Origin of the sequence: Brasilonema sp. UFV-L1 (genome assembly GCF_012912105.1) — a bacterium.
Lineage (GTDB): Bacteria > Cyanobacteriota > Cyanobacteriia > Cyanobacteriales > Nostocaceae > Brasilonema.
The window spans coordinates 35,435-52,249 of sequence record NZ_QMEA01000066.1; the positions used below are offsets into that span (position 1 = coordinate 35,435).

General features: G+C 40.4%; 18 protein-coding genes and 1 pseudogene. 11 read left to right on the plus strand and 8 right to left on the minus strand.

Annotated features, from left to right (window positions below):
- Window positions 1-95 precede the first annotated feature (95 nt).
- The gene (locus DP117_RS19365) at window positions 96-542 is read left to right on the plus strand and encodes a thioesterase family protein (RefSeq protein WP_169219906.1); all 447 of its coding nucleotides are present in this window, start codon (window positions 96-98) and stop codon (window positions 540-542) included.
- Between the two features lie 77 nt (window positions 543-619).
- On the opposite strand, the gene DP117_RS19370 is transcribed toward DP117_RS19365, so the two are convergent.
- Window positions 620-1,813: an RNA-guided endonuclease TnpB family protein gene (locus DP117_RS19370; protein WP_169219907.1), complete on the minus strand. Its 1,194-nt coding sequence runs from the start codon at window positions 1,811-1,813 to the stop codon at window positions 620-622.
- A 526-nt stretch (window positions 1,814-2,339) separates the two neighbouring features.
- Here DP117_RS19370 and DP117_RS37280 point away from each other — a divergent pair.
- Window positions 2,340-2,585: a hypothetical protein gene (locus tag DP117_RS37280; RefSeq protein ID WP_339381323.1), complete on the plus strand. Its 246-nt coding sequence runs from the start codon at window positions 2,340-2,342 to the stop codon at window positions 2,583-2,585.
- An 84-nt stretch (window positions 2,586-2,669) separates the two neighbouring features.
- Complete coding sequence (locus DP117_RS19375; RefSeq protein ID WP_339381324.1) at window positions 2,670-3,818, plus strand: AAA-like domain-containing protein; 1,149 nt, start codon at window positions 2,670-2,672, stop codon at window positions 3,816-3,818.
- A gap of 100 nt (window positions 3,819-3,918) precedes the next feature.
- Here DP117_RS19375 and DP117_RS19380 read toward each other — a convergent pair.
- A pseudogene (locus DP117_RS19380) lies at window positions 3,919-4,527 on the minus strand (hypothetical protein); the annotation flags it as partial.
- Between the two features lie 410 nt (window positions 4,528-4,937).
- Here DP117_RS19380 and DP117_RS19385 point away from each other — a divergent pair.
- Window positions 4,938-5,213 (plus strand): hypothetical protein, encoded by a 276-nt coding sequence (locus DP117_RS19385; protein ID WP_169219909.1) that lies wholly within the window; start codon window positions 4,938-4,940, stop codon window positions 5,211-5,213.
- Window positions 5,214-5,267: 54 nt separating this feature from the next.
- On the opposite strand, the gene DP117_RS19390 is transcribed toward DP117_RS19385, so the two are convergent.
- The gene (locus tag DP117_RS19390; RefSeq protein WP_339381327.1) at window positions 5,268-5,450 is read right to left on the minus strand and encodes an HNH endonuclease signature motif containing protein; all 183 of its coding nucleotides are present in this window, start codon (window positions 5,448-5,450) and stop codon (window positions 5,268-5,270) included.
- A gap of 20 nt (window positions 5,451-5,470) precedes the next feature.
- On the opposite strand from DP117_RS19390, the gene DP117_RS19395 reads away from it, so the two are divergent.
- Window positions 5,471-5,770, plus strand: coding sequence for a CHASE2 domain-containing protein (locus tag DP117_RS19395; protein ID WP_169219910.1), 300 nt, complete (start codon window positions 5,471-5,473; stop codon window positions 5,768-5,770).
- A gap of 10 nt (window positions 5,771-5,780) precedes the next feature.
- On the opposite strand, the gene aroH is transcribed toward DP117_RS19395, so the two are convergent.
- The 3 genes from aroH to DP117_RS19410 form a co-directional block, all read right to left on the minus strand.
- Window positions 5,781-6,149, minus strand: a complete 369-nt coding sequence (gene aroH / locus DP117_RS19400; RefSeq protein WP_211176206.1) for a chorismate mutase — start codon at window positions 6,147-6,149, stop codon at window positions 5,781-5,783.
- A 78-nt stretch (window positions 6,150-6,227) separates the two neighbouring features.
- A complete protein-coding gene (sppA, locus tag DP117_RS19405) occupies window positions 6,228-7,049 on the minus strand; it encodes a signal peptide peptidase SppA (protein ID WP_169219912.1) in 822 nt (273 codons plus the stop codon).
- Between the two features lie 448 nt (window positions 7,050-7,497).
- A complete protein-coding gene (locus tag DP117_RS19410) occupies window positions 7,498-7,785 on the minus strand; it encodes a hypothetical protein (RefSeq protein WP_169219930.1) in 288 nt (95 codons plus the stop codon).
- Between the two features lie 468 nt (window positions 7,786-8,253).
- On the opposite strand from DP117_RS19410, the gene DP117_RS19415 reads away from it, so the two are divergent.
- From DP117_RS19415 to plsY, 4 genes are all read left to right on the plus strand, one after another.
- Window positions 8,254-9,051 carry an MlaE family lipid ABC transporter permease subunit gene (locus tag DP117_RS19415; protein WP_169219913.1) on the plus strand — a complete coding sequence of 266 codons (798 nt, stop codon included), beginning with the start codon at window positions 8,254-8,256 and terminating at the stop codon, window positions 9,049-9,051.
- Between the two features lie 172 nt (window positions 9,052-9,223).
- Window positions 9,224-9,610 (plus strand): DUF3119 family protein, encoded by a 387-nt coding sequence (locus DP117_RS19420; protein ID WP_169219914.1) that lies wholly within the window; start codon window positions 9,224-9,226, stop codon window positions 9,608-9,610.
- 141 nt (window positions 9,611-9,751) lie between these two features.
- Complete coding sequence (locus DP117_RS19425) at window positions 9,752-11,044, plus strand: DUF3086 domain-containing protein (RefSeq protein ID WP_169219915.1); 1,293 nt, start codon at window positions 9,752-9,754, stop codon at window positions 11,042-11,044.
- 99 nt (window positions 11,045-11,143) lie between these two features.
- The gene (plsY, locus tag DP117_RS19430) at window positions 11,144-11,836 is read left to right on the plus strand and encodes a glycerol-3-phosphate 1-O-acyltransferase PlsY (RefSeq protein WP_169219916.1); all 693 of its coding nucleotides are present in this window, start codon (window positions 11,144-11,146) and stop codon (window positions 11,834-11,836) included.
- Window positions 11,837-12,580: 744 nt separating this feature from the next.
- Here plsY and DP117_RS19435 read toward each other — a convergent pair.
- Both DP117_RS19435 and DP117_RS35430 read right to left on the minus strand, forming a co-directional pair.
- Window positions 12,581-13,456, minus strand: coding sequence for a DUF4388 domain-containing protein (locus DP117_RS19435; protein WP_169219917.1), 876 nt, complete (start codon window positions 13,454-13,456; stop codon window positions 12,581-12,583).
- Between the two features lie 427 nt (window positions 13,457-13,883).
- On the minus strand, window positions 13,884-14,027 hold the full coding sequence (locus DP117_RS35430) for a hypothetical protein (RefSeq protein WP_211176207.1): 144 nt from the start codon (window positions 14,025-14,027) through the stop codon (window positions 13,884-13,886).
- A gap of 33 nt (window positions 14,028-14,060) precedes the next feature.
- On the opposite strand from DP117_RS35430, the gene DP117_RS19445 reads away from it, so the two are divergent.
- Entirely contained in the window at window positions 14,061-14,837 is a 777-nt protein-coding gene (locus DP117_RS19445; protein WP_169219931.1) for a DUF6816 family protein, read from the plus strand.
- Between the two features lie 146 nt (window positions 14,838-14,983).
- The gene (locus DP117_RS19450) at window positions 14,984-16,804 is read left to right on the plus strand and encodes an ABC transporter ATP-binding protein (protein WP_169219919.1); all 1,821 of its coding nucleotides are present in this window, start codon (window positions 14,984-14,986) and stop codon (window positions 16,802-16,804) included.
- The last annotated feature ends 11 nt before the right edge of the window (window positions 16,805-16,815 follow it).

Here is a 16,815-nt window from a genome sequence, read left to right on the forward strand (position 1 = left end):
GCACAGCGGGACGCAGTCCCGGATTGAATGTTAGCGTAGCGTGCCGTAGGCAGCGAATGCGTGAATTTTGAATTTTGAATTTTGAATTTCTCAATATGTCGTTTACATATAACCGTACTGTTCGATTTCAAGATACTGATGCTGCTGGGGTTGTTTACTTTGCCAATATCTTGGCTATTTGTCATGAGGCTTATGAGGAATCTCTAGTTACATCTGGCATTAATCTCAAAGATTTTTTTACGAAGCCATCTGTAGCTTTTCCCATTGTTCATGCTGGTGTGGACTTTTTTCGTCCGCTACATTGTGGAGATAATTTAGTTATTAGATTAATACCTCAACAGCTTAGTTTTGACAGATTTGAAGTTGCTTATGAAGTGATAGTGCATGAGGTGATGGCTGCTAAAGCTGTGACTAGACACGTTTGTATTGAGACAAATAGTAGAACGAAAAGAGAATTACCAGAAAATATGAAAGAATGGTTAGAGATGAACAAGAAAGGCGCAGAGAGTGCAGAGAGAAGAAAGTCAAGAGAGGTTATTTGAAAAGCTAAGATTGAAGAAGAACGGGCTACGCCCTGCTACGCCCTCCAGAACGCAGAACACAAAATGCAATTAGTAAACTACCCACACTGATTCGGAGTACCGAATACAGTGTGGGCTTTCAGTAGCCCTGAAGAGTCCGTGCTGAGATTACAACACAAACCGTTCGAGCCTCCAGGCACGCTTACAGAGTGCCCCAATAATGCAATCATCTTCGCTCCATTCAAATCAGCATCGCAAGATAGTCCACAGTTGCCGCATTTGAATTTCTTCTCAGAGCGCAAGCCAATGTGTAGACAACGATTGCAGGTTTGACTCGTGTAGGCAGGAGGAACAGCAACAACTTCTACGCCGTTCCGTAGTCCTTTGTACTCCAAAAACATCCGCAACTGATAAAACGCCCACGAGTTACTTCTACGGCGTTCTGTCTTGTTGCGCGGTTTTTGATTCGTTCTTTCACGAATGCCAGTCAAGTCCTCAATAGCTATAGATGCTTGTTCACTCTTGGCTTGCTGAATGATTGTCTTACTAATGTTGTGGTTTACCCACGCTTGAAATCGTCTTTCGCGCCCCGATAGCCGTACCAAGACTTGCCGACATCTACGCCGACTAGACCTTGTGCGTGTGGAAGCTTTTTTCTGGAGAGACGCTCTGACCTTGCTGTATCTATCTCTGGTTTTGGTTAATTGTTTACCGCTCCATGAATCGCCGTTGCTGGTTGCGGCAATATCACGTCGTCCAAAATCGACCCCAATTACCTTCCTTGTTGGCTGTGGGTCTGGAACTTCGTCTTTTAACTGGATGTGGATATAGTACTGCCCATCACGGTGTTTGCATAACTGAGCGCTTGTTGGTTTGCGTCCTGCAAGCTTACCACGCTGATAATTACCAGCATTGATTTTAATGTGTTCTCGACCAGACAAAGTGGTCAAGCTGACAGTCCAATCCTTCTCCCTGAAAGCAAAAATCCTAGCATCATAATCAGCAGATGTGGGTTTAAACGCAATAACGGGCTTGTTCTTTTGTTTTGCTGTTTTACGGTTAGCCCCAACTCTGGCACAAGCTCTGACAGCCAAATTAGCAGGCAACCCAAACTTAGTTCTTAAGTCTTCGTAGACAATACCTTGAATTGTCAACTTACTCGTTATGTCTGGTTTAATTATTTGGTTTGTGTAGTTGCAAGCTTCAGCAAAAGCATGAAGCACTACTTCCAATTTCTCCGACTGTAACGGCGTGGGGTTGAGTTTGCAAACTAGTGTCAGTACTTGTTCCATGAGTTCGACCTACTCACTATGTGATTACAATTATAGACTACAATCCTCCGTCGTGTGTTTCCGGAGATTGTTGAAAACTCGGACACCCCTGTTCTTCAACAACCTACGGTTGCTATCAGTCGGGGGCGGGGGTCTAACACGAAAAAATTTGGCAGCCTTTGTTTTGTTGATCTGTCTTCCAAGCCGGGTACGCGTTGTAATAAGGCTGCCAAATTTTTAGGGGACAATGCGTCGGGTGTACCGAGTTTTCAACCCGCAATTCCTCTCACCACTGACCTGAGTACAGGTACAGTGGGAGCCTCCTTGCGGCAAGAGGTGAGGGTGAGAATTTTATACCAATTCTGGAGTCAACTTGAGCTTAATATTTTGGTGACAAACAACACGAGCATCTCAATGTACCTGAACGTAGTGTAAGCATCTTGCTCGCACTACAGATAGCAGAAATTTGAACATTACAATTCCTACTTAAATAGAGGTTATGTTTTAGGATTGCTATAGAGTAAGTAGTTATCTACAAGCCAAAATTATGGATTTTAACCTAGATGAAGCACTCCAAATTGCTAATCAATTAGTCTATTTTAAGTTGAAGAGACACTTAACAGATGTTGAAATTTTAATTTTTAAAGGAGCTTGGCACAAACAAGAGTATGATGAAATTGCCGTTCAACATCAATACGCTACCAGTTATCTGAGTCAAGATATTGCTCCAAAACTTTGGAAGATTTTGACAGAATCGTTGGGCGAGAAAGTCAGAAAAAGTAACTTTAAATAAGCTTTAAAAAGGGCTTGGATCCAACAGCAATCTACCTCTAGAAAAAACTCAGATTTGAATTCAGATTTGACTAATAAAAATCTGATGAATAAAAATTCTCATAACATCTCTTTCAAAGAAGCACAAACAGATTGTGTATGTGTCAACGATGAGAGTATCGTTCAACACTCTTCTCCAGAGAAAAAGCAAGAAACTTTGAATTTTGATATTTATGTAGAGCGCCCTCCTATTGAATCTGTGTGTTATGAAACACTTTTGCACCCTGGTTCTCTCATCAGAATTAAAGCTCCAAGTTTGATGGGTAAGACATATCTCGTAACTAGAGTATTGACTCAGGTTGCACAACAGAAAAATTATCGTACTGTCAGTTTGAGCTTTAAGCTAGCAGAACGCAATATACATTTTGCCAGCTTGAATAAATTTTTGCGTTGGCTTTGTACTAACCTCAGTCGAGACCTAGGATTACCTAATGAATTAGATGAATATTGGGATGAAGAAGGTATAGGATCTAAAGTGAGTTGTACAACTTATTTTGAAGAATATTTGCTACCTCAAGCAGAGAATCCTCTCGTTTTATGCTTGGATGATGTGGATTTACTTTTTCCCTATCCCGAAATTTACGAAGACTTTTTTGGGCTGTTGCGCTCTTGGTATGAGAAGGCAAGAAGCCGTAAGATTTGGAAAAAGCTACGCTTAGTCATTGTCCACTCTACAGATGTTTACATTCGACTAAATATTAATCAATCTCCATTTAACGTAGGATTACCAATTGAATTATCAGAATTTACTAGTACGCAGGTTCAAGACTTTGCTGTGCAGCATGGACTAAAATTAGATGCAGATATGATTGAACAACTCATGATAATTGTGGGAGGACATCCTTATTTATTAGAACTAGCTTTCACTTACCTCAAAAGTCATCCCCATATAACCCTTGAACAACTTTTAACAGAGGTGAATATAGAAACAGGAATTTATGGCTATCATTTGCGAGAACATTGGTTAAATCTACAACAGCGTTCTGAACTAGCAGAGGCTTTTAAAAAAGTGATTCTTTCCACGAGTTCTGTACAATTAGAACCCATGCTAGCTTATCAGTTACACAGTATAGGATTAGTGAAATTCTCTGGTAATACAGTAGAGCCTCGCTGTCATTTATATCGTCAATATTTTCAACTGCTATACTATATCTCTCCAAAAATGGCTATAAAATCTTTACCGCGCTTGCACTAAAAATCATTTTTGGAAAGGTCTACTGATGACCAAAACAATTCACGCCCCGTGCGCAAGATCTATCGCGAAGCGATTTTGAATTCAAGTGAAGTGAGTGACATCTCAAGTAGTTTATAAAACGATACACAAGAAGCGGTTGATTGGATACCGATCGCAAAGAATACTCTTCTAAGCTGGCAAACAGCAATGCATTCCGTAGATGAGAATCAGTGGTAAATTCAGAAATACAAATTATTTGTTGTTGTATATAGTTGTCAGTTTCTAGTAATTCTTGAATGACTTTTTCGAGCACATCTAAAATAATTCGTTGGCGATCAGCTGGAGGCTTTAGCTTGTGCGTATCGCGACTCAAAGGAATCCAAGTCTGAACCTTATGGCGTGATGTTACCAAACTCCCCAATCGAGTGATTAAGTTGCGGTAAGCACGTTCTCTGCTAACTCCTAAGTAGCGCTGAAGCAAAATTTTGTAGCGGTACTCCATCGCTTCTTTGGTAATATCCAGTTCCTTTGAATTAAGTGTCTCAAATTGATGTAAGTCAGTTTCCACAAGCCATTTTACTATACTTTCCCTGTTAGCAACGTTTTGTTCTGGACATTCCATATCCAACCGCTTGAACCAATATTGTGCCAGTTTCTCTATCTCCAAAGCAACAGTAAAATTGTATTCAAAGGGATTTTTTTTGAAAGTTTTCATAATAAAAACTTCCATTTGTGTTGTCTTAAAATGATTACATTTGAAATGTTATAAAATGTATTTTTACATTTTCACAAGAGATAAAATAGCAGTTTTTGCATTTAGCTTACAGCTATCATTAAAATAGTTGATAAACAGGTTAATACCATTTGGTTTGCAGTATATAAAATAAAGTATTGACTAGCCAAGCAATTTTTAAAAATGACATAATTATCAATTAATAGCAAACTAAAAATCTTTGATTTTGGCAATTAGTAAATAAGTATCTTGTTCACTTATGTTAAAGTTATCTCTAATAAAATGACTAAAAAGTTGAGTGAAACTCAGGAATCTCAAAATTTACATAAACTAAAAAACTCAGATAAATTCAGGTAAATTTAGGAAAAATCACTGGCGAAGAATAATTGGCGTTGCTGAATCATGGGATGATTTCGCCCAATTTTGAACGATTTTCAATGGTTTTAACCGCCAATTCATCCCGCATTTATGCAACGCCAAAAATTCTACTATGGGGAAAAGTTGCTGCCAAAAACCGTCCTGAACATCTGCAATTGCGGTTATCTGGGTTGGTGAGTCAGCAACATGGAAGTTTGGTCGTCAAAAATCGTATTTACCAAACAGTCTTTAATTTAAATTGGGTTCAGCAACAGCTCAACAGTCTGGCATCACCGTGGTCGGGTAGCAGGACTATATTGCTATAATCCCGCCCCCTCAGAACCGGACGTGCGCCTTACGACGCATCCGGCTCAAGCAAGTCATAAACTACTCACCGTTCCAGAATGGATTTGCTGATGACAGTATAGATGCACCAGTTGTAGATTACCGTAATTGTCTCCACCGTCCTGGCTTTTGGGTTTTTTATGATGAAGGTGTAATTCCTCACCATTTAACAGAGACTCTCCACAAACGGGGCAGACATATTTTTGCCGTTGGGCTATCTGAGGATTTAGCTAAAAGGATGCGGACAAGCGATCGCCTGTTTGCCATTTGCTTATACGGTCAACCGGGAGTTCCACCGCCTCCAGAGGTTCCTCCCCAGCGCCAGGGATTTAACAATGTTTTGTTAGATTCCGATGATGTTATTCGTCGTCATTTGTTGGCTGTGGGTATATCATCTCCTTGTCAAACCGAATACGCCATGAGTTGGCAGCTAGCAACCCGTTACTTGGCTGACGAGAAAATTCAGGAGAAAACTTCTCCAGATAATTACTTACAACTTGGTAAAACTGTATTCAAAACTGTAGGCAAGTGTAGTTAGTTGACTCGCACTACAAAAGCTGAGGGACACTCCAATCAGGACGCAAGCTTGCAGCGTGACGCAAATAAGTATGGCAAATTGGGGTGGTGGTAGGGAGATAAGCATGAACTAAAAACCGAATACAACGTTCCAAGCTGCCATCAACGTGCATTTGCTGTACATCTAACATAGAAACAGTATCCCAGTACGGGCGTGAACGTGCAATTGCAGCAGGGAAAGTTGCATCCAAATCGTGTGTCACCGAAAAAGTCACACTGATGATATCTGTTGGATGTAATTGATTCCGTTTTTCTAGTTCATCCAGTAGTTCCGTTACAGCTTCTCGCATTGCTTCAACCGTATTTTCTGGGACGGTTGTGGCCCCGCGAATAGCCCGCATTCGCCACTCCACTCAAAAATCCTCCTTGATATTAATAGTCATTAGTCGAACGACCAATGACAAAAAACAAATCATTATCTATGGTCTATACAACCATAAAGGTAAACCACTGGTAGACACTTCAAATTCCACCCAGTCGAGACCAGCCCCAAGTCCTGAAGAAACTTGACGGCTTCCTGGTAAGATACGACTCAACAAAGGTTTGGGTTCTTCAAAGGTGTAGACAGGAGTTTTTTCGGGGTCAAGACTAGCTAGTTCAGCAGCCCAACGCCGCGCGTCTTCCTCTGTTCCCAGACGATCCACAATACCTAACTCCAAAGCTTGCTGTCCAGTAAAAATTCTACCATCAGCAAAACTTTTAACAGTGTCCACTCCTAGGGAACGTCCTTCAGCTACTGTTTGAACAAACTGTTGATAACTTGTATCAATTAATTCTTGCAGAATATTTTGTTCAGGTTCCGTCAGTTCCCGATCAAACGCCAAAATGTCTTTGTAAGGACCAGACTTAATAACCTTAAACGAAACACCTATTTTTTCTAACAAACGTTCCAAGTTATTACCACGTAAGATAACACCAATGCTACCTGTAATTGTACCAGGGTTAGCCATGATGTATTGCGCTCCCATGCCTATGTAGACTCCACCGGAAGCAGAAATATTGCCAAAGCTAGCAACTATTTTGATTTTCTCACGCAACCGCTTCAGAGCACTGTAAATTTCTTGGGAATCTCCCACTGTTCCGCCAGGACTATCTATCCGTAGCAGTAACGCGGGAAATTTTCTTTCTTCTACAGTTTTTAGGGCTTCTAGTACTCGCTTGCGAGTTGCACTGGCGATCGCACCTGTAATTTCAATACGAGCTATTTGTTTACGAAACCTGGGCTTAAAAGGCCAAATCATGAGCAGTTCAAAAACCTCCTAGTAAGCTTAATCATAAAACCTTAAGTGCTCAAACCACTTGCTTTCCCTATGTTAAGAAAAACAAGCAGGTATGATCATAATTGGATTTTTAATAAAATTTTTATAATTTATGTATATCTTTACCTGCTATCATACATACAGTAACAAAAAATAAAAAACCATATAAAGCTTAAAAAAAATAAAAAAGCCTTTTGTCACCGAACACCAATACTAGCGATTTTCAGTGAACAGGTGAATATTTGTTAGAGTGTACTAATAACTGTACCGATGTAAAGTCAAGTATGCGATCGCCTCTACACCTATTACGAGGAAGAGAGCACAAGTGATTTTTCAGTCCTGATATAAGTCCTGATATATTAAGACTAGCTGCAAATAAGCTGTATAACGGAATAAGAATCTGAAATTGACCTGAGTAGCACCTGCTGAACTATCGTAAAATTTGACATCTGTAATAAGCGTAAGTGTCAAATAGCGCCCCAACGAAACTAAAAGTTGAACAGATGACAAACAATCCTCCAACAGGGGTGCCACTGCCGAAAATGCAGAGGAATTCTTTGATAAGAGTAGTGACAACCTGTGTAACCTCTTGTAAGCCAGGAACATAGCTTATGAGAGATAAGGTGAGTAAAACGCCACCGAACAAAAACATGGGAGCGATGAAACTGAAAATAATCGATAGCAGCAATGAGCGGAGAAAGTTGGTCATATTCGTCATCACATTCATTTTGGATAGACTCCATAAATGTACCAAGCAGACTAAAGCTGTCTGCTCAGTTGTCACTTTCTACAATAAGCGCGATCGCTCTGGTTCGGAGAAGATTTCAAGAATCTTAAGTTTTTATTAAACTATATACACAATTTTCCCAAGATATATTGCTAAATGCAAAGTAGGTTTGACATACCCCAAGCCCAGAAAAATCAATCTCTGACTCTAGCGTCACAGCTTTTGTTATGGTGACTGCGCTACTCACACAAGCTTAAATTTATGAGATTGGCTTTAAACTAAGTTCATTTTTCACCCAAAAGTGGAGGATAGGCTAGGAATCCCCTTTGGGGTTGGGGGCAACAGGGAAAGTAGGGGAGGATAATAATTATTAACTCCTGAGTTCTGACTAATGACTAAACTGAAGCCTTCGTAATTCGCTATGATGACGGCAGTTACAGAGTTAATTTGTGATCAACATTGAGTGAAACGACATCCAAATCTAGTTTAGGAGTCTGGAGTCAGCGATTGCTGGCAGCAATTTTCTTGGGTGGACAAGTGATGATTCATCTGCTGAGGTGGAGAATTCATCGGCGTAATACTCTAGAACAAATGGCAGCAGTAGGTCCAGATTCCTTATTTATTGCCTTGTTAACAGCTGTTTTTGTCGGTGCTGTGTTTACTATTCAGGTGGCGCGGGAGTTCATTACTTTTGGTGCGGGAAATGTCGTTGGTGGAGTGCTAGCAATGGCGCTGACACGCGAACTCTCGCCAGTTTTGACAGCAGTCGTTTTAGCAGGACGAGTTGGTTCGGCATTTGCTGCAGAAATCGGCACAATGCGAGTCACTGAACAAATCGATGCTCTTTTTATGTTAAAAACTGATCCAATTGATTATTTGGTAATCCCTCGTGTACTTGCTTGCTGCTTGATGTTACCAATCTTAACGCTCTTATCTTTAGTAACAGGTATGTTAGGGGGATTACTGATTGCAACAAACGTATATAATCTTTCCGATACTGTGTTTCTAGACTCAGCCCGCAACTTTCTTGGCACTTGGGACATTGTGAGTGCCATGATTAAGGCGTGTTGCTTTGGAATTTTAATTGCTGTCATTGGATGCAGTTGGGGTTTAACGACAACAGGAGGAGCAAAAGGAGTTGGACAATCCACCACAACCGCTGTTGTTACTGCCTTGTTAATTATATTTGTTGTTAACTTTTTTCTTTCTTGGATAATGTTCCAAGGGACTGGGAGTGCATTGTTACAAGGGTTCTAAACGATTATCAGTTACCAGTTATCAGTTACAAGTTATCAGTTTTTTGTTCACTGATGACTGATGACTGATTGAAGTGACAGTAACTCCTAAAATAGAAATAATATTTACTGCCGTGTTGTGTTTCCTCCGTGGTCGCGCATACGCACGGTTTCCACACTTCCACAAAATCATCATGACAACTTCAACGTCTAACTCGGCATCTACTACTGTTGAACTTAAGCCTAGTTACAATATACCTTTGGTGTTAGTGATTGCAGCAATCCCAACGCTTGTCCTACAACCTTGGGTGGGAGGCTTAATGGCTCTTTTTGGCTTGTTTCTTATGTTTCAAGCTGTAACACTGCGTCTTTTGTTTACTCCCACGGATTTGGATATTTACAGAGGTGAAAAATTAATTCGGCGTTTTCCTTACCGAGAATGGCAAAATTGGCGTATATTCTGGAATCGGGTTCCGATTCTCTTTTACTTTAAAGAAATTAGAAGCATTCACTTTCTGCCGATTTTATTTAATCCTAGTACTCTTAAAACTTGTCTAGAAGAACGCTGTCCACGTATTTAGCATCAGTGCTCAGGATAAGATGACTTAAAACAAGACTGAAAATAACAAAACAAGTGAGCATTTACTGCTTAGGACTCTTCCAGACTTAATATATATTGCTGAAAGCTATTTATTCGTGTCACAGGAATTACACTATTGTTTATGAACCCAGAGGAATTTCAAACACCACAACCAACTGGCGAGTCGTTGAAGCAAAAAGAACAACCCAAAGTTGAACAACAAGAAAGTTCTTCTGTTGAGTCGGTGGTGGAAATAACAGCGCCAAACTCCAAAGTTGACACACAAAATGACCAGCCAACTTCTGCTGTGTCCAATTCAGATAAATTAACACAAGAAGAGTCAACACTCGAAGTTGTGACGCAGTTAGAAGAGGAAATTACCACACTGGGGTCACAAGTGGAATTACAATCACAAAATTATCGTCAAGAACAGGAAGTCGCACAGCAAGTTGCACAGCTACAAAGCGAAAAACAAGCACTGAAAGAAGAAATAGCAAACCTGCAAGCATTTTACAAAACTCTTCAAGCGCAGTTGGGCGAAACTCAAACGGCGATGACACAACTCGTGCAAGAAGCGCTTTCTGGATTAGAACAACGCAAAGCAGCGCTGCAAATTTCTGTCGAACAACTCGAACGCCGTCAAGAACGCATTCGTAATGAGATGCGAACAACTTTTGCAGGTACTTCTCAAGACTTAGCGATTCGGGTACAAGGTTTTAAAGACTATCTCACAGGTAGTTTACAAGATTTGGCAGCAGCCGCAGAACAGTTGCAACTTGTGCCAAAATCGAAACCAGAACCAGAAAAGCGAGAAGTTAAAGAGGTTAAGCAAGCGGAACTGCAGCCAGCAATACCACAATTTGCTCAACAGCAGTTTCAAGATACAACAAAACAAGTTCGCTATTTGATTGACCAGTATCGCACGAAACCAGATTACTATGGTCCAGCTTGGCAATTGCGGCGCACCTTTGAACCAGTGCATGCAGAACGAGTCTCCAACTGGTTTTTTAGCCAAGGAGGACGAGGTGCTTTACGGACGATGGGCAGTCGGTTACAAAATATTTTGATTGCCTCAGCAATCATTTCGATTTTACACAAGTTGTATGGCGTTCGCGTAGCAGCTCCAGAGGAGCATCGCCTCCGTACTCTAGTATTAGCAAATACACCTGAGCGTCTCGGTGAATGGCGGCGAGGTTTGCAGGATTGCCTAGGAATAGGTCGCCCAGATTTCGGACCAGACAGAGGCATAGTATTATTTGAGACACCGGAAGCTTTAGCACAAAAGGCAGATCGACTGGTAAAAGCGAATCAACTGCCTCTGATTTTGATTGATGATTCTGAAGAGCAAATTAGTTTAGCACTCTTACAGTTTCCCCTATGGTTAGCCTTTGCGCCAGATCCCAAAATGATGAAAAATTATGATGACGACTATTAATTTAGTCATGAGTCAAGAGCCAACCCTCTTGACTTTTTTAAATTTTGAATTTTGAATGTGTTAGTAGCGTGCCGTAGGCAGCGAATGCGTGAATTATTTATGTCTATTTGGTTAAGTTTGTGCGGAGCAATTTTAGTCGTAGCTTATCTACTGGGTTCTATACCCACTGGATACACAGCAGTTAAGCTATTGAAAGGTATTGATATTCGGGAAGTTGGTTCTGGTTCCACTGGAGCAACAAATGTACTGAGAACCTTGGGGAAAGGTCCAGGGGCTTTTGTTTTAGTGATAGATTCCTTAAAGGGAGTATTGGCGATCGCCTTAGTATATTGGTTCTTCAACTTTGCCTCCAATCAAAATCTTATTCCTACAGAAGTCAATCCGCAATTGTGGCAACCTTGGATGGTGACTTTATCTGGGTTAGCTGCCATCCTTGGACACAGTAAATCAATTTTTCTAGGTTTTAGTGGTGGTAAATCTGTTGCTACAGGTTTAGGTATTTTGCTGGCGATGAATTGGCAGGTTGGTTTAGCGACTTTTGGTGTATTTGCTATCGTCGTGGCGATCTCGCGGATGGTTTCTTTAAGTTCGATTGCTGGATCTGTTGTCGTTTCTATTTTTATGGTACTCCTGCATCAACCATTACCTTATATCTTGTTTGGTGTTATTGCTGGTTTGTATGTCATTTGGCGACACAGTGGCAATATTGAGCGTATACTTGCAGGCACTGAACCAAAATTAGGACAGAAGTTAAACTTAGAACCAGCAGAAAGTGTAAATTCAGCAAGTTAAAGATCCTTTGAACCCCTCCCCATAAGTGAGGAGGGGAAAAAGTCATAAATTCGTTTAAAAACGCTTAGATTTGATGTTGGGTACAAGTAAACACCAATGAAGACAGAAGTATCCTTCTAGCCAGTCATTTCAGGTTTTCAGCACTCGATGCTGTTGAGTCATTAGGAGTTTGTATTTGATTAGGCGTGGACTACTGCCCAAGTATCCACTCTTATTTTTTAGTAAGTATCGATTATGAACACCATCAAAAGTCGTACGAATACAACTGGTTGATTCACGAAAAATAATGTTTTTTAATTTTCAAAATGTGATTTGTATAATTTTTATTTTTTCGCTTGGTTAATGCTTAGGATACAACTACATAATCGATATAGCAAAAGTTTTTCATTCTTTTCTAAATAAGAAAATTCGATGAAAAGTACATCACCTGTTCTGATAAGATGAATAATTTAAGGTATAAAAAAAGAAAACGTAAGTCCAAAAATGCTTGTCATTCAGGTGGGGTGTTGACAAAAGAGATGATGAGTGATTTGATACTACTAAATAACTTGGCTGGTGTTCAGACGAAAGCATGAGAAAAGAACCCAGTGGCGCTGGGAGCATCTTAAGTTTGCCAAAACACCGTTGTCATATCAAATCCGTTTGTCTCGGAATGATTTCTTGTTTCTCTGTGGTGCTACGCCAGTCGCTACAACAAGGGATTTATGCGTCCCCACATAACTTGAAATATTTGCGCGGACTGACTTAGCTCTTTAAAAAACCAACTAGATTTTCTAAAAACGAAGTACTTATCCTGGATGTTTCTGGGTATTTAGATTGTTTGAATCCAAAAGCAGAGGAATTGACTGAGTTAGAAGAAAGCATCGGAGATTCTTTCAGATTCAGTGTAGATTCTGCTAACGAAACTTCTTTGACTAAACCCACAAGTATCAACCGAAAAGCAGCTTGCTGGACTATGGCTATTGGTTGATTGAGTTGAGATGCGATCGCATTTAACGAAAGACTACCATTTGCAAATTCCCACACTTGCCACTCTAATGTATTCAAGTGTATTTGGGGTTTGTCATTGGTAAGATTCTTAATACCAGAATTAGCTGCTGGAAGTACTTCAGCAAGGACTTTCCAGTTTTTTAAAGCTCTAACAGCCATAAGAGCAACTTCCATCGTTCTCAGACTTAATCCTGTCATTTCTTCCAAAGGCAAACTTGCTCGACTATCTAGTTTAAAAACTCCCTTTTGGATTTCAAAAAGTGCTCGAACTTGCTGTAATTGGCTGGCAAATAATAGATTTAGCTGTTCAGTAGTCAATATTCCTTGAATTTTTAGTAGTAATCCAAGCGGTGTGACTAGTGATGTTTCAGTACAAACTTGTTCAATAAGTTGCTTGCTGACCCAACCCCGTTGTATAACATTTTGGAGCAAACCTTGACCGTTTAAGCGATTAGCCGCAGCAACAACAGATCCTTGGCGAAACCAAATGTAGTAGTAATGGGATTTGGAACCAGGGGTATGAAGGTCTGGTAAAGTACAAACTGTTAGACAACCGGATTTTCGACCTTGGTCAATCAGTTGAAACAACTCAGCTAATGAAAAATCTGTAAAAGAACTAGATATGCTCATCCGTGCAAAAACTATAAAAGAGTATACTTATACGAAGTTACGCCCCGACATATCTTTTTTAGCAGGTATTTTTGATACTTGGTTTGATGAAGTCATAAAAATGTTAGCGGGTGGGGTACTTCAGGATTTATAAGTCATTCAGCACATAACCTCTCAACCAAGCCGTACCAAGAGCGATAAAATAAAACAGGACTTACGCAAACGAACCGCACTCGTACACGTTGTTTACAGTATGTACGCTCTTCGCATAGAAATAAAAGTTTCATTAGAGTTCTTGCCTAAATCTTATAAAAACGAATCAATGGAAGGCATTATTTATGACAACCCAGGTTAGTTAGATGAAACACCTACTTAGTTAAAATGTTCGGTAGCAGCAAAATAATTCTATATTCAACAGACCAATTGATAAATTTATCATTAATAGAAATTACACATCATCTACCACCAAACCCGCTTTGTTCATTCGTATTTGGTTGCCAAACAGACAATTATTGGTAGCAACCGAGTAACTTTTGTATAAGTCCTGATTAAATAGCGATCGCTCAATAGTTATCAGTGAATCATAACTCAAATGAGAATTCATCAATTGCAAAATATATTCATAATGCCTGCTGTGAAGGTGATTTGGAGTTTTTGCCTGATTATTGTATTCCTGCTATTTCATACGGAGGCTCAAGCAGGAGAGTTATCTGAACGTTTTGCACATTTTCCCCAATGGGAAAAGTTAACTTCCGTGCGACCTGCTGTGGGAGATTTGGTTTATCCTAACTGGATGATGGGTTCTTGGCTGGTAAAAAGTACGCTGATAGATTTGGTTGCACCCTTAGCTCCTGATATTGTCACACCAGGATTTGAGGGTAATCGTCAGTATCTCAACAAGCCTATCATTTTTCAAGTACGATTTGTTCGGGAAACAACGCCTCATTCTGGATTGAAAATCATTCCCCGAATAAGTAACAAATCAGCAGTCGTTGCGGATAGGGCTTTTAATGGGTTGAATTTGGCACGTTCATATCTAGGCGACACCGTGTTATCAGTCAAAGTCGATCCAAATTCTCCCAATCGTCAGATTACATTTTTACGTGGTGAGCGTCAGCTTGTTTCCATTGTCACAGCACGCGCTACAGAAACAACACCAGATGGTAAATTTCTGACAACCGAAGTGTTTCAACAACTTTTTAAAGGCGGTGGGCGTCCTTATTTCAATACCGTAGAATCGACGACAGCTTATCACAGACTTGATCAGTTAAATCCTGCTATAGAGGCAGATCAAATCACTGCAATTTATTTATCGCCCCAAGATCCTAATTATTTTGCTGCTCTTTCTCAACCAGTTGCACTCTATCGCTATCGCCTGGAATTCTTACGCCAGAGTCAATAGTTATTGGTTTTCTGCTCTTGTGAACATGTATTGATAAATCAACCGAAAGGATGATTTACCCTTCTAAGCTATTGACTGTCGTGTAGTATATATGTAGTATTTAACTCCAGGAGTTATAGGCTTGCGCTCCAAGGGCAGTGTGCATCATGGCAAATTTTCGAGATATTCTTAACTATTTCCGTCCCTACTGGTCGCTAAGTATTTTTAGTATTGCAGCAACCAGCATCTACGAGATCATAGATTTGGTTGTCCCTTATGCCATTGGGCAAATTTTAAACCTTTTGTCTGGTCAACCACTAGACAAACCACTTGAAGGAGCGATTGCCACAATCTCAAGCCTAACCAATAACCCAGTCAATAAACTTTTTGAGTTAGGTATATTACTGAGTTTAATTTTCATTGTCACCGTGTTGAGAGCACCAATCCAGCCTTGGCTAACCAGTTGGTTTCACTGGGATATCGCCTTCAAAGCACGTCGTGACTACAGCCAAAAAGCAATCGAGAAAATTCTCACTTTACCACTAGAATTTTATGACGAAAATAACGCCGGACGCATTGCTGGACGAGTCGCCAGAGGTATCGCCAACCACACTTGGACCTATCCTGAAATTGCTGGACAATTAATTCCCAAACTGTTTCGTGTATTAGGAATTTTTGTGTTCATCTGGTTTGTTGATTGGCGGATTGCGGTTCTCTATCTGATTTCCTTTGTCATTATCCTAGGCTTTACTTTAAGGAAATTGCAGCGGCTAATTTGGCATGATAACCGCATGGATAAATACATGGAAGACACTGAAAGTCGGACTTCCGAAATTATTACCAACATCAAAACAGTCAAAGCATTTGCAACTGAAGCAAAAGAACTACAGCGGCAAAAACAACGTTTGGCTCGTGAACTGACAGTGACTGAATATCGTATCCACAAAGGTTACGTGAAGCTAAATACTTGGCAAAAAACTGTGATTCAGTTTTGTGTGTTTCTAGTGCTAGGTTTGACGTTGGTGGAGACAGTAAAAGGTCAAATTTCCCTAGGTCACTTTATTATGACTTTAACTCTTTCCAGCATGGCTTATGCCGAGTTGGAACCTATTAGTATCCTAGCTGAGGGTTTTGCCCGTCGATCTCCTTCAATGCTGCGGTTTCACGAGTTCCTCAAAGTCCCATTGGGAGTCGATGCAAATAACCTTTTAGAAGAACGAAACACATCAAATAATCCTTACCAATTTACTGGAAAAGTCGAGTTTTCACATGTTAGTTTTGGATATGAATCCGAACGTCAGGTTTTGCAAGATATCAACCTCTTGATTGAGCCATATCAAACAGTGGCGTTAGTGGGTCGTTCTGGTTCTGGTAAATCTACCTTGGTGAAGTTGCTTTTGCGGTACTTTGAACCTCAACAAGGTCAAATTTTGATTGATGGTCACGATATTCGTAGCCTTGCTGTAGGAAACTATAGGCGAAGACTAGCTATAGTTCACCAAGAAGTGGACGTTTTCAACGGAACCTTGCTGGATAACCTGATGTACGGTTCGCCTAATGCCAGTTTTAAGCAGGTTGAAGAAGCCTGTAAAATCTCCAGATTAGATGAAGTTATACAGCATCTACCCCAAGGCTATTACACAGTCGTAGGTGAGAGGGGTGTGAGGTTGTCTGGTGGACAAAGACAGCGCCTAGGAATTGCTAGAGCATTGATCGTAGAACCAGACGTGCTGATTTTTGATGAAGCAACCTCAAGCTTAGACTATGAGTCAGAACGTTCAATTCAGCTAGCAATGCGCTCAATTCTGGGAACTCGTACTACAATTATCATTGCCCATCGTCTGAGCACAGTCAGGGAAGCAGATAAAATTGTCGTTCTGGATCAAGGCAGAATCGTAGAAATAGGTAGCCACGATGAACTCTTGCGCCACGAGGGAATTTACCACCGTTTGCACTCACTGCAAGAAAAAGGTGAACTGGTAAGCTAGGGTACAGGTTG